We start from the raw sequence: 20,913 nt of genomic DNA, 5'->3' as shown, positions 1-20,913 counted from the left end.
ATATTTCTGATCTTTTTTGATCTATCCGTAATCCGCATCGAACCAAAAAAGCAAACGCGCGGCCTCCTCTCTCGAAGAGACCGCGCTCGTGAATTACCGTCGATCAAGACATGGTGGGGCTAGTGGTAGGCAGGCAAAAGACTGCCGTGTTGCTCGATCATATCGTCAACAAGCGCCCATATTTGATCGGGCGATAGCTCCGCCGCGGTGTGCGGATCGAGCAGGGCCGCCTGATAGATGCAATCCCGTTTCTTCGTCAGTGCCGCCTCGACCGTCAGCTCCTGCACGGAAACGCTTAAGCGCATGACGGCTGCGAGCTGCGAGGGTATCCGCCCGATGCGGATCGGCTGGATGCCGTTGTGATCGACATGGCATGGAACTTCGACGATGCATTCGTTCGGCAGATTCTGGATCAGCCCGTTGTTGGGGACATTTCCGTAGATCAGCGCGGGCTGGCCGGTGACTGCCGCATGAATGATGCTGGCCGCATATTCATTGCTCCGGCAGACGCCGATCGGCTTACCGCCTTCAAGGTCGCGACGCAGTTCATGCCACTCGGCGATCTGGACCTCGCAACGGCGGATATATTCGTCCAAGGGAATGTTGAGGCGCTCGATCAGATCGCTACGGCCTTCCTTGATGTACCAGGATGTATATTCCGAGAAATGCTCGCTCGATTCCGTGACGAAGTAGCCGAGCCGTTTCAAGACGTCGAAACGCACCCGATCGTCCAATGGGACCTGTCCTTGCTCGGCCAGGGCGTGGAGGCGAGGATAGAGATCCTCGCGACTACCATCGGGGTGCAGTTTTTCATATTTGAGAAAGAAGGCGACATGGTTGATGCCGGCCGAGAGATAGTTGATATCGGCGACGTCTTCGCAAAGGCAATCGGCAAGATGGGCCGCCGTATGCTGCACGCTGTGGCAAAGCCCAACGGTGCGGATGTCGGGCGCAATCTCCTTGATCGCCCAGCAATTGATCGCCATCGGGTTGACGTATTGCATCAGCAGAGCATTGGGGCATACCTCTTGCATATCACGGCAGATTTCTTCGAGAACGGGAATGGTGCGAAGCCCACGGAAGACGCCGCCGATCCCGAGCGTATCGGCGATGGTCTGCCGGAGGCCATGCCGTTTTGGGATCTCGAAATCCGTCACCGTGGCCGGTTTGTAGCCGCCGACCTGCATCATCAGGATGACGAAATCCGAACCTTTCAGCGCTTGCCGGCGATCGAGCGTCGCCTCGACGCGCACCGTGTCGAGATGAAGCGCCTCGCAGAGCCTGCGGGCAACGATTTCGGATGTTTTCAGTCGCTCCGGATCGATGTCGAAGAGGCTGATGGCGTAATCGCCGCCGCTCCGACTGGAAAGGACGTCGCCCAGAATATTCTGGGCAAAGACGGTGCTGCCGGCACCGATCAGGCAGATCTTTGGCATGAAGGGATCTCCACATGGAATGGCTTTGAACCTCAATGCCTCTTTCAATTGGGAATTTCCTCCTGCTATCAATGAAACTATTCCCGGATTCGCGCCACCCGGACAGACCCCATGCCGAAACCCAGCAATTCCGTCGAGCGTGAAGCTCTCATCACATCCGCCGGCGGCTTTCTGATCGAGCGGCATATCGCCGATGCCATGAGCGCCGCGCATTAGCACGACCATGTCGAGCTGAACTTCCTCATGGAAGGCCAGATGACCTATATTTTCAACGGCAGGCAGAATCTGGTGGAAGCGGGACGACTGGTGCTGTTCTGGGCCGCCATTCCGCACAGGACGATTGCAGTTAGCCCCAATGCTCCGCTCATCTGCATCTATCTTCCCCTCGTCGATTTTCTCGGTTTGCCGATCGACCGCGGCGCACGCGGTCGCATCATGCAGGGGCAGATCTTATATGAGCCCCGCCAAAACCCCATCGATGGTGCTGTTTTCCAGCGCTGGCTAGACGAATGGACCATCGGTGATGCCGCGCGGCGCGAACTGGTCTTCGACGAGGTCAAGTTAAGGGTACGCCGCCTTTTTTTTACAATGACGGGGAAAACGAAAGCGCGTTACGTCATTCTAAGATGGCGAATTCCGTAACCGCCGTTCGTCACACCGAGGCCCTCACTGATCTCATCAACAAACATTTCGACGAGCCGCTCACAGTTCCACAATTGGCCAAGCTCGCAGGGGTGCACCCAACCACCGCCAACAAGGCGTTTCAGAAAGTCCTTGGGATGTCCCCCAATGAATATTTAATTCGATATCGGATAGCCCGAGCGATGAAGTTGCTTGCTGACACCGACGATCCAGTATTGAAGATCGCTTTTGATTGCGGTTTTGGCTCCAGCAGTCGATTTTACAAGCTGTTCACGGATCGAACAGGCGACACGCCTCAGGTCTTTCGTAAATTGATCAGTAACAAGACTTCTTAAAGCCATGATCACTCCCAGGGGCGGTATCCTTAATGTGATCCTTCGGTGTTGACGAATATTGGCTGCCGCTGTCCGGGATATTGACTCCGCTACATTGCGCCATTGGATCAAAATCTCCATGGGACGATCATCGGGCTTGCAGTCGAAAAGCTCAGTGCAGAACATCTCCGCTTCCATGTTTACACTCGCCATGCGGCGTAAATTCTTTATTTCGGCAGCTACTATGTAGGACCGCGATTGTGCTGGCCAGCCGCTTTCAACCAGGTATAGCGTTCTTGGTGGCGATCAAAACTCTTCCCAGCTGTCGTCGTCCACGGACAAGGCAGCGGAGCCCTGCGTCTGGGGCTGCGGCCGCGTATGCCGGCCAGCGGCTTGAAGGGGAGGATGGGCCGGACGATTGAGTGGCTTGGCCGGTTGGGCTATTCGCGCCCCCTCGCCATATTTGAATTGCCCGAGTAGCTGGAACAATGCGGCTGCCTCGCGTGCGAGACTATGGCTGGCGGCCGTCTGCTCCTCTACCATGGCCGCATTTTTCTGTGTGCTTTGATCGACGGTATCGACTGCCTGATTGATCTCGCCGAGAGCGGTCGACTGTTCTCTTGCCGCCTCGACGATCGCCACGACGTTGGTGTCGATCTCCTGGACTTGGGCGGCGATTTCCTGCAGAGCCCCGCCGGCACTGGTAACCAGCGCGACGCCATCGGCGACCTGGGCGCCAGATGCGGTGATCAAGGTCTTGATCTCTTTTGCCGCCTTTGCCGATCGTTGAGCGAGTTCGCGGACCTCTTGTGCGACAACGGCAAAGCCTTTACCGGCATCTCCGGCCCTCGCAGCTTCGACTCCCGCATTCAGCGCCAAAAGGTTCGTCTGAAAGGCAATCTCATCGATAACGCCGATGATGCTGGATATCTCGCGCGAAGAGGCCTCGATCTGATCCATGGCGCCAATGGCATTGCGCACGACGCCGCCTGAATGCTCGGCATGGGCTCGTGCTCGCGCAACAAGTCTTCCTGCTTCTTCAGCCCTTTGGCTGGAATTCTTCACGGTCGTGGTGATCTCCTCGAGGGCGGCAGCGGTCTCCTCAATCGAGGCTGCCTGCTGCTCAGTCCTCTTGGCAAGATCATCTGCAGCAACCCGGACCTCATTCGATCCGGAGGCAATTGCATGCGCGTTTTCTGCGACGGTTGCCATCGCTTGCTTCAGCTTGTCGGAAGCACTGTTGAAATCGGTTCGCAACCGCTCAAGCGAGGGAATGAAAGCCTTCTCGATTTCCTGCGACAGATCCCCCTCAGCGAGATTTGTCAAACACCCGGCGAGTTGATTGACATTTTCGACACGGCTGGTCACGTCGGTGGCGAATTTGACGACTTTGAAAACCTTGCCGTTTAGATCGAAAATGGGGTTGTACGACGCCTGAATGTAGACCTTTCGACCACCTTTCCCGAGCCGCATGAATTCATCAGCGATGAGCTCACCAGCAGCTAATTTTTTCCAGAAATCCCGATATGCACTCGACGCGGTGTGGGACGGCTCGCAGAACATTGAGTGATGCTTGCCTTGAATTTCCGCGAGCGAATAGCCGAGCGCAGAGAGGAAGTTTTCGTTCGCGGTCAGGATCTCGCCTGTGGGAGTGAATTCTATCACAGCCTGCGCGCGCGAAAGTGCCTCGATCTTGCCGGAGTCCTCGGCCGTCTTCAGCTTACTCGCCGTAATATCGGTAGCAATCTTGACGACCTTGACCGGCTTTCCCCGGCGAAAGACCGGATTATAGGAGGCTTCGATCCAGACCTCTCTACCGCCCTTACCGATGCGCTTATATTGTTGCTGGTCGAAAGTGCCGGCCGCAAGCTTCGACCAAAAAGCCTTGTATTCCGGAGAGCCCGCGTAAGCTGGTTCGACGAACATGCTATGATGCTTCCCGACGATCTCCGCCAGTTCATAGCCGAGTGCTCGACAAAAGCGTTCGTTGGCAGTGAGGATCCTACCGGCAAGATCGAATTCGATCATGGCCTGCGATTTTGACAATGCGGTAAGAACAGCAATGGCATCTGGACCACGATCAAAAATAACCATTCGATCATCCCTGTATTGTTTCGGAGTATCCGAAGTTAAATTGCAGTAAAATATTGCCGGACACTGATTAAAATGCAATTAACTATAATTTATATATGCTAATATTATAATTATTTCTCGATATTTACTCCACCTTCTATGCGAAAATTCTATTACTGATTGTGGGGATGCGGCCACGAGCGGATATAAACAAGATATACTGGTACATGGCCTAGTGGGGAAAGTTCTGCACGCCACGCCGAAGACGGAGCGGTTATTTCAGTCGCAGATGCTTGAGCCGAAGCCAATATGACATCGTTGCTGAACCTACCCGGATCATTCACGTCGTGGCGCCGAAGCCTTGAATGCGACAACCGCCACGAAACCGAATGCTTGCTTCTCGAGATGAGGAAAGACTCGACTCATTAAGCTTTCTCTGTTGCACTGTTTTCCATGACGAAGTCCCTGCGTAAGTCATCAAAACCACTTCTCGCCACCTCGGAGATGCCGCTGCGAAGCCGAGCCCGCAAAGCTCGTGATCCAGATCAACCGCAATTGCCGCTCGATCCAATGCCGGAGCGGATCGAGCCGGCGCTGGCGCTTCTGAAGTCCGAGGTCCCGAAAGGATCGCAATGGCTCCATGAGATAAAATGGGACGGCTACCGACTTGCCGTCCATGTTGAACCTGGCCGCGTGCGCATCCTCACGCGTGGAGGGCACGATTGGACTGATCGCTTTCCGACGATCGCCAACGAGGCCGCAGGCTTTGGCACGACGATGATCCTCGACGGAGAGGCTGTCGTCCTGGATGAGCAGGGAAAGTCGAGCTTCGGCGCTCTTCAGCGAGCCCTTGGGGGAAGGGGCGGGCACCGCCGAGCGGATGAGGCCATCTTCTATGCATTTGATCTCCTATATTTCGATGGACACGACCTTACGAAGCTGGACCTCACCGAGCGTCGGCAGATCCTGGAAGGGTTTCTCCTCGATCATGCCGGCGTCATTAAACTCTCCGAAGAGGTTGACGCCGACGGCGACGAACTTTTAGCTGCCGCATGTGCGCATGGACTCGAGGGTATCATCGCCAAAAACCGTGAGCAGCCTTATCGCTCCGGCCGCACTGGTGATTGGATCAAGGTGAAATGTGTCCAGAGCGACAGCTTTTTCATCGTTGGCTATGAACCATCCGCTGTTGCACACGGCGGGATCCGTAATTTGTTTCTCGCTGCCTACAAAGGCCACGATCTCGTTTACGTTGGCAATGTCGGAACGGGCTTTAATGAACGAGATGCGACCAGGCTTCGCAAGGATCTGGACAAGCTCAAGACATCCCGGGCGCCGATCGCGCTGAAACAGCGCGGTGTCGTCTGGGTCCAACCGACACTGATCGCCGAGATCGAATATCGTGCCTGGACCGATGACGGAAAACTGCGTCACGCTTCGTACAAAGGACTCCGGGAGCGGCAGGACAATGCCGAGGTCTATCGTCTACCGCAATGAGGTCCAGAGCGATCAACATTGGGTTAGCCCCAGGCCGCTCTGAAATCGTGAGAGGAACCAAATGCGTCGCTGCATAGGCGGCGCATCGCCCGTTCTCGGCGCTTGCCCGTCCCGGCCGCCATCGAAGCGGCGCGCGACAGGGGCGAGGGTGCCCTTGTTGCCCCACCCCTCGGCGCTCCCCGCCCGCCCATGAAAAAACGGAGCGCAAGGAGCGGGGGCAGTCGGTCCCGCTTCCCCTTCGGGTCACAATGTTGAAGCTCCTGCGGCTGCCCTTCTTCCACTCCTTGCGCGTCGAGAATTCCCGAAATCCCGCCTGCGGCCGGCGCTATGCTGACTTCTCCGATGCTCTTCATTCTTGCGGGATCGCGCCTTGCTCGTTGCACGTCGCGCCGTCGCGATCGACCGGGAAAGTCTGCGCGCCAGCGCCGTCCGCATTCGTTTTCCAGCCGCAGCGCCGCCGGGCGGCGCGGTCGCGGCCGCGGCAGGCGGAGGAAACCTGCGCTCGAACATAGCGCGGTAGGGTTTTCCGGAGCCTTGTGGAAAACGACCCGCCTGGCCTTTGACCGTATATCCGAAAGATCCGGGCCATCCGCTCGTCGAGCCGAGCGAACTTTATGCCGAAACGACGGGGCCGGCTCCGCCGATCCCGGTGACGATCGCTTTGTCCGGTCGGGGGCTTGGCACCCCCGCATCGAGGCCCGTTCCGGCCCGCCTTATTTGCTGTCGCCCCTGACATCGCCGGCCGCCCGGATCAAGGGGCAGGCGCGGCAAGCCGCTTGTCGCGTCGGAATAAAAACGGCTTTCCGCCGTTGGCCGAACCTTCCGTTTTTCCCCCACCACGACCCCTTGACCCGAACAACCGCCGCCGAGGGGCGGGCTTTCGCCCTCCCCCCTCTGTCCGGGGGCATGTCAGAGGCCATTCCCCCGGAAAGACCGGGGAGGCTTCGCCCGAGGGGGCTTGCCCTTCGGGGTGGCAACCGCAACCAACGGAGACAGACAATGACCGACTACGCAAACTTCATCCGCTTCGGTGAGGACAACACCCTTACCGGCAACATCGCTTCGATTTCCTACGACCTCGATATCACCGGCAAGGAGAACCGCAGCACGAATCCCGATGCGCCGGTTTACCGCCTCTATGGCAAGTCTCCGAGGGGCCGGCAGGTCGAGATCGGTGCGATCTGGCAGAGGAAGAACCAGAGCGGTGGGGACTATTACAGCCTCTCCATCAACACCGGTCACGGCAGGCTCAATGCCAATCTCGGCCGCTACCCCGGTCAGGACGACGAAGACCTGATGGCTGTTATTCCCTGGGATTGAGAAATGAGTAGGGCCCGGGCGCTGCCGATACGGCGGCGCTCCTCAAAACGCGGACAACAGCAAGATCACTTCGAGGGAAGAAGGAGATTATCCAATGACAGAAACATTCACGGGCTACCTTGTCGATGCCAAGGCAGGTACCATTCGCAGCGTGGAAATCGACCGCAGCGACGTCCTGAAGTCCATTTACGCCCATATCGGCTGCACCTGCATCGATGCCGTGTGGATGGACGATCAGCATACTGTATATTGCGACGACAACGGCCTAGTCGACGGGCTCGAATGCTTCACGCAGCTGGCGGATTTTCCGTCGCCTCTTGCGGGAAGCCTGCTGGTGATGGGCGTGAACGAGGAGGGAGACAGCGTATCCCCGACACATTCCATCGATGTCATCGCCGACCAGTTCCTGATTTTCCGCGCCGTCTTCGATCCCGCCTTCGAGCATATCGACAGGCCAGGCATCATCGGAACTCGTGTCGCGGGCTTCGACATTCGCATCCAGCAAGATCGTCCAAAAATCATCCGCTCGGAGGCTTGAACATGACCGACCGGCAAAAAGAGGTTGAGGTGTACGATACTCCCTCGAACCTGGGCGGCAGCTTCACCGTCTCCATTGTCGAGGAACTCGATGAAATGACCGTCAAGGTGCGCGTCTGGTATGGACGCGCCACCATCAACGGCTGGGAGACGTGGCGGGAATGGGATGGCTCCTTGTTCACCACGACACGCGACCGTCTCACGAAGAAGCGCATCATGCCGCTTTTTTCAAACCGACCATAGATCGCGGAGCTGGCAGGGAAGGGCCGAACCGGCCCTTCTCACAAGATGGCACTGATCAGGAATGCCCTTCCGCTTCGCCGAGCAGTGCAATGGCGTTTGCAGTCATGTGGGAGGTTTCCGTGACAAGATCGCTAGCGCGCAATTGAGTTAAACATTCGCGACCCGGCTATGACTTTCGGATCACCGAGTTCACGCGGCCATCGGAGTGCGACCGTTGCCGCGTGACTTGTGGCGCACAGATATGTCGATCCTATAGTCCAGGCGATCGAGGCAGCGCAGTAGTCTACCTATCGAGAACTTACCCGTCCGACCGGTGACGATTGACGAGACGTCGGGTTGAGGCAAACCGAGCAGTTCTCCAGCTTTGGCCTGGGTAAGACGCCGCCGCTTGATGATGGCCCGGATCTCTCGAGCCAGTTTCGCCTTGAGTATTTCTTCTTCAGGATTGTCAAAACCAAGATCGGCAAACACATTACCGCTGCTTTTCACGGAAGTGATGTCTTCGCTCATGATTTCACTCCTTTTCCATAGTGTTCACGGTGATGAGCCTCAGCAGCTTTCAGGCGGGCTTTTATCACCTCGATGTCGTGCTTGGGCGTTTCCGACCCCTTCTTCGACTTCTTCTGGAAGCAGTGAAGGATATAGATCACGCCCGCAAAGCGAACCGTGTAGACCCCACGGTACGTGTCGCCGTCGTAGTCATCGACTACTTCCAGAACGCTTCGTCCGCCGAAACCCTTCAACGCCTTGGCGTCCGGATGTTCTTCGCCGTTCTGGGCATCGTTGATGGCAAAGCCCATAACACGGCGAACATCTTCCGGAAAATCGCGCAGATCGTCTAGCGACGATCCCATCCATTCAACCGGCTTGGGTTTTCTCATCTGCTGTACCTTATAGCAGTAGGGACTATATTCAATTCCAATGTCGGGCGCAATAGGTCATCCGAAGGTCAGCGTGTTGGTCAAGAGCCGACCTTCAATGACGGGCCGCCGCAGGGGTGACCCGGTATCCGCGGCTTCGCTTGCGGCGGAGAAGATCCAGGAAGGTAGTGACCGCATCTCGCTCACTGGCAAAATGCTGGACCTTCATCTGGCCCTGGGCTCCAATCCGGCCCCAGCGGCGTGTCAGGCAGATTTCGCCGAACAGGTTGGGCTCGATTGTCATGGCGTAGAAGCGGGCCATGTTGCGGGCTTCGTCCGTGCGTTCGACGTAGAGGTGGTAGGGTTGAATGAGCATGCCAGCATAATCGCTCGGTCGCCAATTTTCGTCCAACGAGAGATATGAATCGATTGCGTTCGACCGATTCATTTCCGTGAAGTTCCGGTGAACACTATGGGCGGTCCGCCTGCGGCGTTCAGCTCTATTCGCGGAGGCGAACGAAGACCATCGGTCTTCGCCCATTCGGGTCACGATCTTCCCGCGAACACCGCGAGCCATCAGCGTAAACGAACGCCGATCAATATCCGAGGAAGCCGAGGATGTCGCCGCCATAGAACTCTCCGTAGTCGTCGGGAAGGCCAATGACTTCCCCACTGTCATTTTGTCGATCAGCGCGCTGCCGGCTTCCCGTACCACTGCCGTGATGCCGTGCTTGCGGCATTCATCGATCGCCTCGGCCGCGGTCACCTGTGCTTCGCATGCTTCCCAATATCTCACCGTTGGGTCCTCGATCTATCGCATGACCGGTTCATGCGTGCCGGAAAAGTTCTTGTGAAACCGGTTCTCTCCGACACAGGCCTTCATGTCCTCGCGGCGGAACCAGACGGCGCGCCCGCATCGAAGGGGTGCGTTGCCCGAGGTGAAGACGATCTGTTCGTCGCCGCGCATGCGCAGAACCTCGTGCGGAAGGATCAACGGCCGGCGGTTGAGCTGCTTCGATCGCGACCTCGACGATCCCTTCATACCGGACGAGCGATTGGTCTGGTCGACCTCGACCGTGGTGTCGCCGCAACGCTTCGAGATGTAGTCGGCCGTATCGGGATCGTTGATCGCCGCGAACGAAATCCAGGATGCGGATTCGAACCATTTGCTCGTCGCATCACGCCCGCCATAAGCCTCGCGCATCTGGCCAAGCGACTGGAAGATCATCGTCAGCGTGATGCCATATTTGCGGCCTGCGTCGCGGGCGGTTTCGAGGATGCGCAGGTAGCCGAGACGTGCCACCTCGTCGAGGAGGAAGAGGGTGCGATCCTTCACGTTGCCGTTGCGGTTATAGATCGCGTTCAGCAGCGAACCGATCACTACACGCGCCAGTCCTGGATGGGCTTCCAGCACCTTCAGATCGAGCGCTATGAAGATGTCAGTCTCACCGTCTGCGAGATCGTCGGTCGAGAAACTGTCGCCGGAGACCAGGCCGGCATAGTTGGGATACGACAGCCAGTGTGTTTCCTTCACCGCATTGGCGTAGACACCGGAAAACGTCTCCGGCGTCATGTTGACGAAGACGGCGACATTCTCCTTCACAAAGTCGGACTCAGACCCTTCGTAGATCTTCGTCAGACGCGCACGCAACTGCGGCTCGGGTTCGGAAAGATTGGCGCGGACCTGTCTCAATGTCTGGTTTTTCTCGTCCGTATGCCCAGACAGACAAACGTCGGCGATCAGTGCGGTCAGAAGCTGCATGGCCGAGGCCCTGAAGAAGTCGTCGCGGGCAGATGCCGTGCGCGCATTGTCGGTCATGATCCACGTCGCAACGGCGACGATATCCTCTTCCTTGGTATTGCCATGACGACCGATCCAGTCGAGCGCATTGAAGCCGACACCAGAAGCGGTCGGATCAAGCACGATCACCTTGCGGCCGGCCTGACGCCGGTGCTCGATCACCATCGGCGCGACCTCGCTCGATGGATCCAGCACCACGAGGCCGCCGCCCCATCTCAGCGCGGTCGGGATCGTCACCGACGTCGTCTTGAAACCGCCGGAGCCGGCAAAGACGATCCCGTGCGACGAGCCGAAGGAGCCGTCGAAGCAGAGCAGCGGCGACTTGCCGCCGGCGCCCCAGCTTTGCGGTTCATCGGAGCGGAACGGCATAGTGGCAACGCTGTCGCGATCGACGCGATAACGTTCACCGATGACGATACCGCCGGCTTCTGAAAACAGTTTCGCGGCTTCGGGCAGTTTCATCCAGTCGGCCTCGCCGTGGACAGCGCGTTTGCCGGCGATGCGGCGCGGCCCGGACGCCGCGAACGCAGCATTGCCTTTCAGCGCGACACGCAAGCCGAAGATACCGCTGAAGATTGCTGCGGCAGCACCCACCATCGTCGCCGGGTCGGAATAGGCGAGAACGGATTGCCCCGCCGGCACGTTTCCGGCGATACCGGCAAGCTGGACAATCTCGTGCATCATGGCGATGACGACGGTCACGGCGTTTCCGGCAAGCACGCTTCCGCCGGCCGCCTTGATGTTCGCGGAGCCGTTGACGGCGAGCAGCGCGATGACGCCGATCGCGGCGGCGCCGACATAGGGCAGGGCGAGCCCGGCGCGGCCCAGCATCTGCTTCGCCTGCGCCGATGTTCCGAGTGCCGCCAGCCGAAGTTCCATGCCTGACGTCAGGATCATGGCTGCGACCATGATTGCCGCGGGCAGGATTGCCAGAAGCAGCCTATTCGCCGTCATTGCCGAAGGCCTCCGCACCAATCGCCGCAAGGCGCGCCTTCTCCGTCTCGTCGCCCTTGATCCGCTTGGCTGCATCGATCAGCAGGCCGAGCAGCAAGGAACGCTTCTCGTAGCGCAGCCCGGCCTTGACGATCAGGCCGCCGAGCTCGATTTTTTCCCGCGTGTCCTTCTTGCGCGCATCTGATGTCACCGCTTTAGCCATGCGCTCAAGCCTCACCAAGACCGCCCGCATCCGCGCCAGGCGACTGCGTCGCGGAATCCCCGCTCGCGGCTCGTCCATCTCCAGCGTCCTTCTTCCCGGTCGCAGCTGGTTTGCCTCCGCGAAACCGTTTGGCGATCTGCTCGAAGGCCGCCTGAAGCTCGGCCTCGTCAATCTCGATTTCCCCGAGACCTGCCTTCAGCGCGATGCGGCCGATGCGTTCGGCCTCACGAGTCTCGGCCTGCTTCAGCTGGTCTTGCAATCTTGCGATCTCTTCCCTGATCCGCGACGACGGTTTCTTCATTCCGGTTGCTCCTTTTTAGGTCTGGGCGTTGCACTTGCGACGCCCAGATTCTTCCGGATGTGCCTGAATTGAAATCTGCAGATCTGCAGATCGCCAAGGGCGATGCTTTTGTGAATGATCCCGCCGTTCCGAAGGAGCGGTTCCAAGGGCGCAATTATACGTCGCGATGCGACGTCTTGCTTTTATGCCCTGGCGTGGCCAGATGGCCCCGGCCGCTCCGGACGAACACCGTTCGAACCCGGAGTTTCCTTCGTCGTGGCCATCGCCCATTTCTCAGCCAGCATCGTCAGCCGCGGCTCGGGCCGCAGCGTGGTGCTCTCTGCCGCCTACCGGCACTGCGCGAAGATGGAGTATGAGCGCGAGGCCCGAACCATCGACTACACCCGAAAACAGGGGCTCCTACACGAGGAGTTTCTTCTCCCGGCCGATGCCCCGAAATGGGTCCGTTCGCTGGTCGCCGACCGTTCGGTTTCCGGAGCGTCGGAAGCCTTCTGGAACAAGGTCGAAGCTTTCGAGAAGCGTGCCGATGCGCAGCTAGCCCGTGACCTGACGATTGCCTTACCATTGGAACTCTCGGCCGAGCAGAACATCGCCCTGGTCCGGGATTTTGTCGAGAAACACATCCTGGCGAAAGGCATGGTCGCCGACTGGGTTTATCACGACAATCCCGGCAATCCGCATATCCATCTGATGACGACGTTGCGGCCGCTCTCCGACGACGGGTTCAGGTCGAAGAAGGTTGCGGTCATCGGTGAGGATGGCCAGCCGGTTCGGACGAAATCCGGCAAGATCCTTTACGAACTCTGGGCCGGTTCGACCGATGACTTCAACGTGCTGCGCGACGGTTGGTTCGAACGGCTGAACCATCATCTGGCGCTCGGCGGCATTGATCTGAGGGTAGATGGCCGCTCCTACGAGAAGCAGGGTATCGATCTTGAGCCCACCATCCACCTTGGCGTCGGAGCCAAGGCGATCGAGCGCAAGGCGGAACAACAGGGTGTCCGCGCGGAACTGGAACGGATCGAGCTGAACGAGCAACGACGCTCGGAGAACGCCCGCCGGATTATGCGCAATCCCGCCATCGTGCTTGACTTGATTACGCGGGAAAAGAGCGTGTTCGACGAACGCGATATCGTCAAGGTCTTGCATCGCTATGTCGACGATCCCGCCGTCTTCCAGCGGCTGATGATCAAAATCATCCTGAACCCGGACGTGTTGCGGCTGCAGCGCGACACGATCGATTTTGCCACGGCCAAGAAACTGCCGGCGCGCTATTCGACCCGAGCGATGATCCGGCTGGAAGCAACGATGGTGCGGCAGGCGTTGTGGCTGTCGAACCGGGACGGTCATGCTGTGTCTGAAGGTGCTCTGGCCGCAACGCTCCGGCGGCATGAGCGGCTCTCGGAAGAACAGAAAACCGCAATCGAGCGGATCGCCGGACCCGCGCGGATCGCGGCCGTGGTTGGACGCGCCGGCGCCGGCAAGACCACGATGATGAAAGCTGCCCGCGGGGCGTGGGAACTGGCCGGATACCGCGTCGTCGGCGGAGCGCTTGCCGGCAAGGCGGCCGAGGGCCTGGAGAAGGAAGCGGGCATCGAAAGCCGCACGCTCGCGTCTTGGGAGCTGCGCTGGAACCGGGGCCGAGACGTTCTGGACGACAAGACGATCTTCGTCATGGACGAGGCCGGCATGGTGGCCTCGAAACAGATGGCCGGGTTTGTCGATGCGGTGGTAAGAGCAGGCGCGAAGATCGTGCTGGTCGGCGATCCCGAACAGCTTCAGCCGATCGAGGCCGGGGCCGCTTTCCGCGCCATCGTCGATCGCATTGGCTATGCCGAGCTCGAAACCATCTATCGCCAGCGCGAGGACCGGATGCGCAAGGCCTCGCTCGATCTCGCACGCGGCAATGTCGAGAGGGCATTGAGTGCTTATGGTGCCAACGTCAGGATTACGGGCGAGCGCCTGAAGGCCGAAGCTGTCGAGCGCCTGATCGCCGACTGGAACCACGACTACGATCAGACGAAGACGACTTTGATCCTTGCCCATCTGCGCCGAGATGTTCGCATGCTCAATGTCATGGCCCGCGAAAAGCTGGTCGAACGCGGCATGGTGGGTGAAGGTCATCTGTTCCGGACCGCCGATGGCGAACGCCGTTTCGATGCTGGCGATCAGATCGTCTTCCTGAAGAACGAGGGATCGCTCGGCGTCAAGAATGGCATGATCGGTCATGTCGTAGAGGCCGCAGCAAACTGCATCGTCGCAACGGTGGGCGAGGGCGATCAGCGCCGCCAGGTGATCGTCGAACAGCGGTTCTACAACAATCTCGATCACGGCTACGCGACGACGATCCACAAGTCCCAGGGCGCTACCGTCGATAGGGTCAAGGTGCTCGCTTCCCTGTCCCTGGACCGGCATCTGACCTACGTGGCGATGACCCGCCATCGTGAGGATCTGCAGCTCTACTACGGGACGCGGTCCTTCTCCTTCAACGGCGGACTGGCCAAGGTTCTTTCGCGAAAGAACGCCAAGGAGACCACGCTCGATTACGAGCGCGGCCAGCTTTATCGGGAGGCTCTGCGCTTCGCTGAGGCCCGCGGCCTTCACATCGTTCAGGTCGCTCGCACGCTGGTACGCGACCGGCTCGACTGGACGCTGCGCCAAAAGGCAAAGCTCGTCGATCTCGGCCAGCGTCTTGCTGCCTTTGCCGTCCGGTTCGGCATTTTCCAAATCCCTGACACTCCAACGATGAAGGAGGCCGCGCACATGGTCGCAGGCATCAAGACATTCTCAGGCTCTGTTGCCGATACGGTCGGTGACAAGCTTGGCGACGATCCCGTCCTGAAACGGCAATGGGAAGAAGTTTCCGCGCGTTTCGCTTACGTCTTCGCTGATCCCGAAACCGCCTTCCGCTCGATGAACTTCGACACGGTTTTGGCAGACAAGGAGATGGCGAAACAGGTTCTCCGGAAACTCGAGGTGGAGCCGGCTTCGATCGGCCCGCTGAAGGGCAAGACCGGCATTCTCGCCACCAAGTCGGAGCGCGAGGTGCGTCGTGTCGCCGAGGTGAATGTCCCGGCCCTGAAGCGGGATCTCGATCAATATCTGCGGATGCGTGAAACGGTCACGCAGAGGCTGCAAACGGACGAGCGGGCCCTGCGTCAGCGGGCTTCGATCGACATTCCAGCACTGTCGCCGGCGGCGCGCGTGGTGCTTGAGCGGGTGCGCGACGCCATCGACCGAAACGATTTGCCAGCTGCGATGGCCTATGCACTCAGCAATCGGGAGACTAAGCTCGAAATCGACGGCTTCAACAAGGCGGTGACCGAACGCTTCGGGGAGCGGACGCTGCTGAGCGACGCCGCGCGCGAGCCCTCCGGAAAACTGTACGAAGAGCTCTCCAAGGGCATGAAGCCGGAACAGAAGGAGCGGCTCAAACAGGCCTGGCCGGTGATGCGGACAGCGCAACAGCTCTCCGCCCATGAGCGCACCGTTAATTCGCTAAAGCTGGCCGAGGAACCGCGTCTAATCCAGCGCCAGGCGCCGGTGCAGAAGCAATGAAGCGGCGATCGGCTATCCTGTTTTTGACCGGCGCTGCCGTCGTCATGTCCGCACTGGCGGCGACTGGGTTCACGGGCGGCTACCGGCTCAACCTGACCCCAAGCGAGCCGCTCGGCCTCTGGCGTATCGAGAAGCTTCAGCGTCCGGTCTCTATCGGCGATCTGGTGTTTTTATGCCCGCCCACGACAGCCGTATTCGAAGAGGCGCGGCGGCGCGGATACCTGCGCCGAGGGCTGTGCCCCAGCGGATTTGCGCCGCTGATCAAGACTGTCGCAGCACTTCCCGGACAGCGTGTCGAAATCACCGAGCAAGTGCTCATCGACGACCGTTCGATCCCCACAGGCATCGTAACGTTAACCGAGCATCGATCAAAATATGGGATCTGGCTGCATGACCAGATTTAGCCGTGATCCTCTTTATCGTCGCCACCGATTTCCAGCGGAGGTGATTGCCTATGCCGTTTGGCTCTATTTCCGGTTTCCACTCAGCCTGCGGATGGTCCAGGATCTGCTGGCAGCGCGTGGCGTCATCGTCTCTCATCAGACCGTGAGATTGTGGGCTGAGAAATTCGGCAGACACTTTGCCAATGATATCCGGAAGCGATCAAGCGGCAGGCTCGGCGACAAATGGTATTTCGATGAGGTTGTCATCACCATCGGTGGAAAGAAGTACTGGCTTTGGCGCGCCGTTGATCAGGACGGGTTTGTTCTCGACGTGTTGGTGCAAAACCGTCGCGATGCCAAGGCGGCAAAGCGCTTGATGCGAAAGCTTCTGAAAAGGCAAGGCCGTTCGCCGCGTGTGATGATCACCGACAAGCTTCGATCCTACGGTGCGGCGAAGCGGGAGATCATGCCAGGCGTCGAGCATCGCTCGCACAAAGGCTTGAACAATCGGGCCGAGAATTCTCATCAACCCGTCCGGCGACGGGAGAGGATCATGAAGCGCTTCAAGTCAGCGCGACAACTTCAGCGTTTCGTTTCCATCCACGACCCGATTGCCAACCTGTTTCACATTCCCCGCCACGACATTCCATCCAACCACCATCGTCAATTGCGAGCAACAGCCTTGGATACTTGGCGCCAAATCGCTCGCCTTCACACCGCATGAACCAAAGCCTCACTCCCAGATCTTGGTTTCAGAGCGTTAAGTTTACAGTGCCAGGCCGACACCTACGGCGTCTCGATTGGCACCAACGGCATCATGCCGACGCCCCCGGTCAAAGACAGCGAAAATAAGACTGGCCAGGCGCTCTCCGCCATCGGCAGCAATATTCCGATCACGATCACCGATCCTGCCCACCAGATGCAGGATATCGGCACAATCCGCCGTGATACCAACAATACCAACACCTCGCTGCCCGATCTGCCGACCTCGAACATATCATGCGAGACCAGTACAAGACCCAGGCGGATCTGCAGGCGGCGCAAGCCACCATGGCAGGATTGGTCGGTGATATTGCGACTGACCTATATGCGAAGGCCACGAGCCAAGCAGAACGCGATCTTTGGAAAGAGGGCGGCGAAGGTCGTGTCCTGCTGCGTGCCATTGGTGCCGGCATCCTCGGTGGTGTAAACGGCTGGGAAGGTGCGGTGAAGGGCGCTCTTGGTGGTGCCGCCACAACCCTCATGGCGCCCGCCATCGCCAATCTCGTCAAGGGCATGCTGAAAGACAGCACCCTGTCCGATCAGAACAAGCAGACTCTTGCCACGTTAATCGGAACAAGTCTCAGCTCGGCGGTGGGTACCGTGGCTGGCGGGGGAGAAGGAGGGTCCTACGGGGCTGCGAATTATCAATTTAACTACCTGACCCACGCACAGCGCGAGGAGCAAATCTCCAAGCTAAGAAGCTGCAACGGCGATCAGAATTGTGTAGAGAAAATCGTCGATGAATATCGTGATCTGAATATCTCGCAAGAAAATCAACTCATCACCTGCCAGACAAGGGCTTGCGTTGACGCCGTCGTTGCATCCCTGAAGGATTCGGCCGCGACACTTGGCAAAGATTATCTGGAACTGCTGGGTTATTCCAGTGAAGCGGCCGATCTGGCCGTTGCATATCAGCAGATCGGTGTTTTCGGCAGTCAGCTGAAGGCTGATATCGACTACGCTTATTTCACCGCTAACTACTGTGAGCAAAATCCGGGCAGCAGTTGTAAACGTGACGGCGGGGTGGTGTATTTTGGCAGCCAGTTGGCTCTGGAGGCAACTTATGGTGCGCTAGGAATCGCAAAGATTAAGGTCGGTAGCGGTTCAAATGCAGAAGGCGAGATTGTTACAGGTTGCCCGGGTGGTCGTTGCACGAGTGCAATAGATGATGTGGCACTGATTGCGGAAGACGATGCTGCGGCCTTGGCGAAGGGCGATGCGTCGGCCGGATCAGTTGCCCACAAGCAACAGCGATGGGATGAATATCAAGAGAGAGGGGGCACCTGGAACTACTCTCAGTGGTCGAACGTATATGATGCAAACATGACGCGCGCGACTGCTGCAAATGACGCTGTGCGTGCATATAGGGATGCGCTAGGTTGGGGTAAGACAGAAGTTACAGTAAACGCGAATATAGGAGGCCAACAATATGCAAGACGCCTTGACATTGCTGACATCGAAGATCAGCGCGGCATTGAGTTAAAAACCGGATATCAAAGCGCGACCCAGGCAAATCTATGGGAAGTAGCTCGTGATAAAGCCCTTGTAGACAGTGGCTGGGATGTTAAATGGGTTTTTCAAGGCAGTGCTTCAGGAGCTCTAAAGCAGGCACTCAAGGATGCCAATATACCCTTTGAGGGCGGAAATTAGAATGAATCGTAAGGATAGAGAAGATAAATTTCAGGTCTGGTTGATCCATATGGACGATGCAATTGATGTCTTTAAGCGGAAATTGCCCGAAGATGTATCTGGTAATCTAGATTATTCTCCGGCGTCTTTGGATATTCTTGAGGGATGGTTGCTAAGTAGGTATTCCTCTAAGGAGGATATTAAACGCGAATCTGAATCTATTATTTTCGATGGTTCGGCCAGGTATCTGGGAGAAGCTTTCAGAAAAACCCTCGGCGGGCGGTGGATCATTAATTTCAAAGATCGTGCCGATATCTTTTATGGCATACCACAACTCAGCGATATGAGTGGTCAAGAAGTCCCATTTAGCCCATTGACAACGGTAACGGCTTGCTTCAGCCGGCGAACTGGGAATTATTTTTCAACCATCCTGAGAAATCTGAGGAAAAAAGCTGACGCTGGAATGTGATGACAACTGTTAAACAGGTGAAGCTTGTCGGGTGGCGTTGCCTTAACCGGCTGGTTTGAATCGACTTGATATTCCAGCGCCATGACCGAAGCCCCACATGCCCACTTCAAACGCCACCGGTTTCCTGTCAAGATCATCGCCCATGCGGTGTGGCTCTATTATCGGTTCCCACTGAGCCTGCGCGACGTCGAGGATCTGCTTGCCGCGCGTGGCATTGAGGTCTCGTTTCAGACGGTCTCGGAATGGGCGGCGAAATTCGGCTTGAAGTTCTCTCATCAACTCCGCCGCCGCTCACAAGGCCGCTTTGCCGACAAGTGGCAGCTCGATGAGATGGTGGTGACGATCAAGGGAAGAAATACTGGCTGTGGCGCGCCGTCGATGCAAACGGTTAGGTCCTCGATGCCCTGCTGCAAAGCCGAAGGAACAAGGCAGCAGCGCTGCGTCTGATGAGGAAGCTGCTCAAAGGGCAGGGTACCACCCCACGGGTGATGGTGACGGACAAATTGCGGTCCTACTCTGCTGCGAAGGCCGAATTGATGCCGGGCATCGAGCATCGGTCACACAAAGGCATCAACAACCGCGCTGAAAATTCACATCTTCCCGTACGACGACGCGAACGGCGGATGATGCGCTTCAAGTCGGCCCGGCAATGCTAGCGTTTCGCCTCGACGCAGGGCCAGATCGCCAATCTCTTCCTTCTTCGCCGCAAAGAGTTGACCGCAGCCGAACACCGCCAGCTTCGCGTCCACGCCATCTCCATCTGGCGGTAAATTGCCTTGTCGATTCATGCGTGAAGTGCAGGCCGAAGGGACTATTACGTCTCATATTCGGTTAAGGCGACGCCACCAATTGACGAGCTCCGAAGGAGCGACATAACCGTTGATGGAAGTCCGGCAACCAAGATTCTTGACATTCGAGTTCAGCCGGGTGGAATTGATGCAGCACAAGCATTGGTAGACTGCGGCAGAAATCAAGGCATAACGGTGCTGGTGAAGGAGTTTCGATGATGGCGCGCGACAGATCAGAAAAACTAAGGCTTGTTTTTACCTTAAAACCGCGCAGTGGAAAGACGGTCACCATCACCGAGAAGCCCAAAATCGAAGTGCAGCGGCGATACGGCGAACTCTCTGCTCTCGAAGCTCTAGAGGCCATTCTCTCAGTGCTGGGTACGCTGCAACTGGATGACAAGCTTCACGCTAACGGCAGGCCTATAAAGCTAAACAACCTTTTAGCATCAGCTAAAAATACTGACCATCTAGGTCAATTTGAGACAACCACACTCGTCTTTAACTATGGTGCTGTGGCGAACGCTGAACTTTGTCAGGTGATAATCGCGGAGAAGATTGCAGGCGCCGCTATCGATTGGGAGAAATGGGCGGCACCGTTCATCGTCTCTCCCCATTTTGTGCAGGCATGGATTGCCGATGTAGAATACGACAAGTGGCAAAACACTGAAGATCCCTTAATCTACAAGGCTGCCAATCGGGATTACTCATCTCTACCTATGCGTTCGAATGGGTTGCCGCCGCCAGTGGAGCAGATGGTGATTGATATTTCCCAGAATCCTGGTCGCTGGGAATTTCGTTCCGGGTATATAGAGGCAGTCGGTTCCATCATGTGGCTCAGCGATCTGTTCTGGCGGTATGTCGGTTCAAACCGCAAAGAGTGGCTAGCCGAATTTTCACAGGCGAAGACGGAGCAATTGACGGAGAACGTGCTCCGCGTAGAGGTCTTCGAGACCAGTTTTAAAGACCAATCTACCCGTGATCTGCAGGATCGTTTGCGCAACGTTCTTTACGGCTGAGGTTGTGTAGAGAAATGCCGGCGCTGTCGATGGCAATGGCGATCTGGAGTCAGATGTAAGAAGGCGTTGGTGCGCGGATCGTTAATTGCATTAGCGTAGGTGGTCGGCACTCGCAGTAACCGGTCTTT

20 protein-coding genes and 2 pseudogenes are annotated in these 20,913 nt (G+C 57.7%); 14 read left to right on the top strand and 8 right to left on the bottom strand.

The features are described 5' to 3' along the window. Positions 1-119: 119 nt before the first annotated feature. A complete protein-coding gene (locus FHX05_RS25365; RefSeq protein ID WP_183875314.1) occupies positions 120-1,436 on the bottom strand; it encodes an alpha-glucosidase/alpha-galactosidase in 1,317 nt (438 codons plus the stop codon). 255 nt (positions 1,437-1,691) lie between these two features. On the opposite strand from FHX05_RS25365, the gene FHX05_RS30510 reads away from it, so the two are divergent. Next, the gene (locus FHX05_RS30510; protein ID WP_246699088.1) at positions 1,692-2,078 is read left to right on the top strand and encodes a hypothetical protein; all 387 of its coding nucleotides are present in this window, start codon (positions 1,692-1,694) and stop codon (positions 2,076-2,078) included. Next, positions 2,063-2,413, top strand: a complete 351-nt coding sequence (locus tag FHX05_RS30505; RefSeq protein ID WP_246699087.1) for an AraC family transcriptional regulator — start codon at positions 2,063-2,065, stop codon at positions 2,411-2,413. Before FHX05_RS30510 ends, FHX05_RS30505 begins: the two co-directional genes overlap by 16 nt. A gap of 285 nt (positions 2,414-2,698) precedes the next feature. On the opposite strand, the gene FHX05_RS25355 is transcribed toward FHX05_RS30505, so the two are convergent. Further along, positions 2,699-4,486: a PAS domain-containing methyl-accepting chemotaxis protein gene (locus FHX05_RS25355; protein WP_183875312.1), complete on the bottom strand. Its 1,788-nt coding sequence runs from the start codon at positions 4,484-4,486 to the stop codon at positions 2,699-2,701. Positions 4,487-4,918: 432 nt separating this feature from the next. Here FHX05_RS25355 and ligD point away from each other — a divergent pair, with 432 nt between their 5' ends. The 5 genes from ligD to FHX05_RS25330 all read left to right on the top strand — a co-directional run bounded on the left by ligD (position 4,919) and on the right by FHX05_RS25330 (position 8,062). Continuing rightward, positions 4,919-5,962, top strand: a complete 1,044-nt coding sequence (gene ligD / locus FHX05_RS25350; protein WP_183875310.1) for a non-homologous end-joining DNA ligase — start codon at positions 4,919-4,921, stop codon at positions 5,960-5,962. Between the two features lie 370 nt (positions 5,963-6,332). After that, positions 6,333-6,482 (top strand): hypothetical protein, encoded by a 150-nt coding sequence (locus FHX05_RS25345; protein WP_183875308.1) that lies wholly within the window; start codon positions 6,333-6,335, stop codon positions 6,480-6,482. Between the two features lie 479 nt (positions 6,483-6,961). Further along, positions 6,962-7,282 carry a DUF736 family protein gene (locus tag FHX05_RS25340; protein WP_085421452.1) on the top strand — a complete coding sequence of 107 codons (321 nt, stop codon included), beginning with the start codon at positions 6,962-6,964 and terminating at the stop codon, positions 7,280-7,282. 94 nt (positions 7,283-7,376) lie between these two features. Further along, positions 7,377-7,820: a DUF3846 domain-containing protein gene (locus FHX05_RS25335; protein ID WP_183875306.1), complete on the top strand. Its 444-nt coding sequence runs from the start codon at positions 7,377-7,379 to the stop codon at positions 7,818-7,820. 2 nt (positions 7,821-7,822) lie between these two features. Then, positions 7,823-8,062: a hypothetical protein gene (locus FHX05_RS25330; RefSeq protein WP_183875304.1), complete on the top strand. Its 240-nt coding sequence runs from the start codon at positions 7,823-7,825 to the stop codon at positions 8,060-8,062. 189 nt (positions 8,063-8,251) lie between these two features. Here the strand turns inward: FHX05_RS25330 and FHX05_RS25325 are convergent, their stop codons facing one another. The 6 genes from FHX05_RS25325 to traC form a co-directional block, all read right to left on the bottom strand. Beyond that, the gene (locus FHX05_RS25325) at positions 8,252-8,572 is read right to left on the bottom strand and encodes a helix-turn-helix transcriptional regulator (RefSeq protein WP_183875302.1); all 321 of its coding nucleotides are present in this window, start codon (positions 8,570-8,572) and stop codon (positions 8,252-8,254) included. Beyond that, a complete protein-coding gene (locus tag FHX05_RS25320; protein WP_246699086.1) occupies positions 8,569-8,943 on the bottom strand; it encodes a type II toxin-antitoxin system RelE/ParE family toxin in 375 nt (124 codons plus the stop codon). The genes FHX05_RS25325 and FHX05_RS25320 overlap by 4 nt, the downstream gene beginning before the upstream one ends. Positions 8,944-9,037: 94 nt before the next feature. Next, positions 9,038-9,298, bottom strand: a complete 261-nt coding sequence (locus FHX05_RS25315) for a WGR domain-containing protein (RefSeq protein WP_246699098.1) — start codon at positions 9,296-9,298, stop codon at positions 9,038-9,040. A gap of 435 nt (positions 9,299-9,733) precedes the next feature. Beyond that, positions 9,734-11,677 (bottom strand): Ti-type conjugative transfer system protein TraG, encoded by a 1,944-nt coding sequence (gene traG, locus FHX05_RS25310; RefSeq protein ID WP_183875300.1) that lies wholly within the window; start codon positions 11,675-11,677, stop codon positions 9,734-9,736. Beyond that, positions 11,664-11,879: a type IV conjugative transfer system coupling protein TraD gene (locus FHX05_RS25305; protein WP_183875298.1), complete on the bottom strand. Its 216-nt coding sequence runs from the start codon at positions 11,877-11,879 to the stop codon at positions 11,664-11,666. Before FHX05_RS25305 ends, traG begins: the two co-directional genes overlap by 14 nt. Positions 11,880-11,883: 4 nt before the next feature. Next, entirely contained in the window at positions 11,884-12,180 is a 297-nt protein-coding gene (gene traC, locus FHX05_RS25300) for a conjugal transfer protein TraC (protein ID WP_183875296.1), read from the bottom strand. A gap of 255 nt (positions 12,181-12,435) precedes the next feature. Between traC and traA the strand changes: the two genes are divergently transcribed. The 7 genes and pseudogenes from traA to FHX05_RS25265 all read left to right on the top strand — a co-directional run bounded on the left by traA (position 12,436) and on the right by FHX05_RS25265 (position 20,785). Next, complete coding sequence (gene traA, locus FHX05_RS25295; protein WP_183875294.1) at positions 12,436-15,738, top strand: Ti-type conjugative transfer relaxase TraA; 3,303 nt, start codon at positions 12,436-12,438, stop codon at positions 15,736-15,738. Next, positions 15,735-16,100 (top strand): annotated as a pseudogene (gene traF, locus FHX05_RS25290) (conjugative transfer signal peptidase TraF); the annotation flags it as partial. The gene traA and the pseudogene traF, both read left to right, overlap by 4 nt. Positions 16,101-16,128: 28 nt before the next feature. Then, positions 16,129-16,845, top strand: coding sequence for an IS6 family transposase (locus FHX05_RS25285; protein WP_183875290.1), 717 nt, complete (start codon positions 16,129-16,131; stop codon positions 16,843-16,845). 275 nt (positions 16,846-17,120) lie between these two features. Continuing rightward, the gene (locus FHX05_RS30500) at positions 17,121-18,533 is read left to right on the top strand and encodes a hypothetical protein (protein WP_246699085.1); all 1,413 of its coding nucleotides are present in this window, start codon (positions 17,121-17,123) and stop codon (positions 18,531-18,533) included. A gap of 1 nt (position 18,534) precedes the next feature. After that, positions 18,535-18,981, top strand: coding sequence for a hypothetical protein (locus FHX05_RS25275; RefSeq protein WP_246699084.1), 447 nt, complete (start codon positions 18,535-18,537; stop codon positions 18,979-18,981). A gap of 81 nt (positions 18,982-19,062) precedes the next feature. Further along, positions 19,063-19,751 (top strand): annotated as a pseudogene (locus tag FHX05_RS25270) (IS6 family transposase). A 233-nt stretch (positions 19,752-19,984) separates the two neighbouring features. Beyond that, complete coding sequence (locus FHX05_RS25265) at positions 19,985-20,785, top strand: hypothetical protein (protein ID WP_183875286.1); 801 nt, start codon at positions 19,985-19,987, stop codon at positions 20,783-20,785. Positions 20,786-20,913 lie beyond the last annotated feature (128 nt).

The organism is Rhizobium sp. BK491 (assembly GCF_014194925.1).
Taxonomy (GTDB): Bacteria; Pseudomonadota; Alphaproteobacteria; order Rhizobiales; family Rhizobiaceae; genus Rhizobium.
The sequence above is the reverse complement of the archived record's forward strand: the minus strand, read 5'-3'. Positions and strand labels throughout refer to the sequence as shown.

Excerpts from the sequence above, each read along its gene's own strand:
- FHX05_RS25365 (WP_183875314.1), bottom strand. The coding sequence starts at position 1,436 with ATGCCAAAGATCTGCCTGATCGGTGCCGGCAGCACCGTCTTTGCCCAG.
- FHX05_RS30510 (WP_246699088.1), top strand. The coding sequence starts at position 1,692 with ATGACCTATATTTTCAACGGCAGGCAGAATCTGGTGGAAGCGGGACGA.
- FHX05_RS30505 (WP_246699087.1), top strand. The coding sequence starts at position 2,063 with ATGGCGAATTCCGTAACCGCCGTTCGTCACACCGAGGCCCTCACTGAT.
- FHX05_RS25355 (WP_183875312.1), bottom strand. The coding sequence starts at position 4,486 with ATGGTTATTTTTGATCGTGGTCCAGATGCCATTGCTGTTCTTACCGCA.
- ligD (WP_183875310.1), top strand. The coding sequence starts at position 4,919 with ATGACGAAGTCCCTGCGTAAGTCATCAAAACCACTTCTCGCCACCTCG.
- FHX05_RS25340 (WP_085421452.1), top strand. The coding sequence starts at position 6,962 with ATGACCGACTACGCAAACTTCATCCGCTTCGGTGAGGACAACACCCTT.
- FHX05_RS25335 (WP_183875306.1), top strand. The coding sequence starts at position 7,377 with ATGACAGAAACATTCACGGGCTACCTTGTCGATGCCAAGGCAGGTACC.
- FHX05_RS25330 (WP_183875304.1), top strand. The coding sequence starts at position 7,823 with ATGACCGACCGGCAAAAAGAGGTTGAGGTGTACGATACTCCCTCGAAC.
- FHX05_RS25325 (WP_183875302.1), bottom strand. The coding sequence starts at position 8,572 with ATGAGCGAAGACATCACTTCCGTGAAAAGCAGCGGTAATGTGTTTGCC.
- FHX05_RS25320 (WP_246699086.1), bottom strand. The coding sequence starts at position 8,943 with ATGAGAAAACCCAAGCCGGTTGAATGGATGGGATCGTCGCTAGACGAT.
- FHX05_RS25315 (WP_246699098.1), bottom strand. The coding sequence starts at position 9,298 with ATGCTCATTCAACCCTACCACCTCTACGTCGAACGCACGGACGAAGCC.
- traG (WP_183875300.1), bottom strand. The coding sequence starts at position 11,677 with ATGACGGCGAATAGGCTGCTTCTGGCAATCCTGCCCGCGGCAATCATG.
- FHX05_RS25305 (WP_183875298.1), bottom strand. The coding sequence starts at position 11,879 with ATGGCTAAAGCGGTGACATCAGATGCGCGCAAGAAGGACACGCGGGAA.
- traC (WP_183875296.1), bottom strand. The coding sequence starts at position 12,180 with ATGAAGAAACCGTCGTCGCGGATCAGGGAAGAGATCGCAAGATTGCAA.
- FHX05_RS25285 (WP_183875290.1), top strand. The coding sequence starts at position 16,129 with ATGACCAGATTTAGCCGTGATCCTCTTTATCGTCGCCACCGATTTCCA.
- FHX05_RS30500 (WP_246699085.1), top strand. The coding sequence starts at position 17,121 with ATGCGAGACCAGTACAAGACCCAGGCGGATCTGCAGGCGGCGCAAGCC.
- FHX05_RS25275 (WP_246699084.1), top strand. The coding sequence starts at position 18,535 with ATGAATCGTAAGGATAGAGAAGATAAATTTCAGGTCTGGTTGATCCAT.
- FHX05_RS25265 (WP_183875286.1), top strand. The coding sequence starts at position 19,985 with ATGATGGCGCGCGACAGATCAGAAAAACTAAGGCTTGTTTTTACCTTA.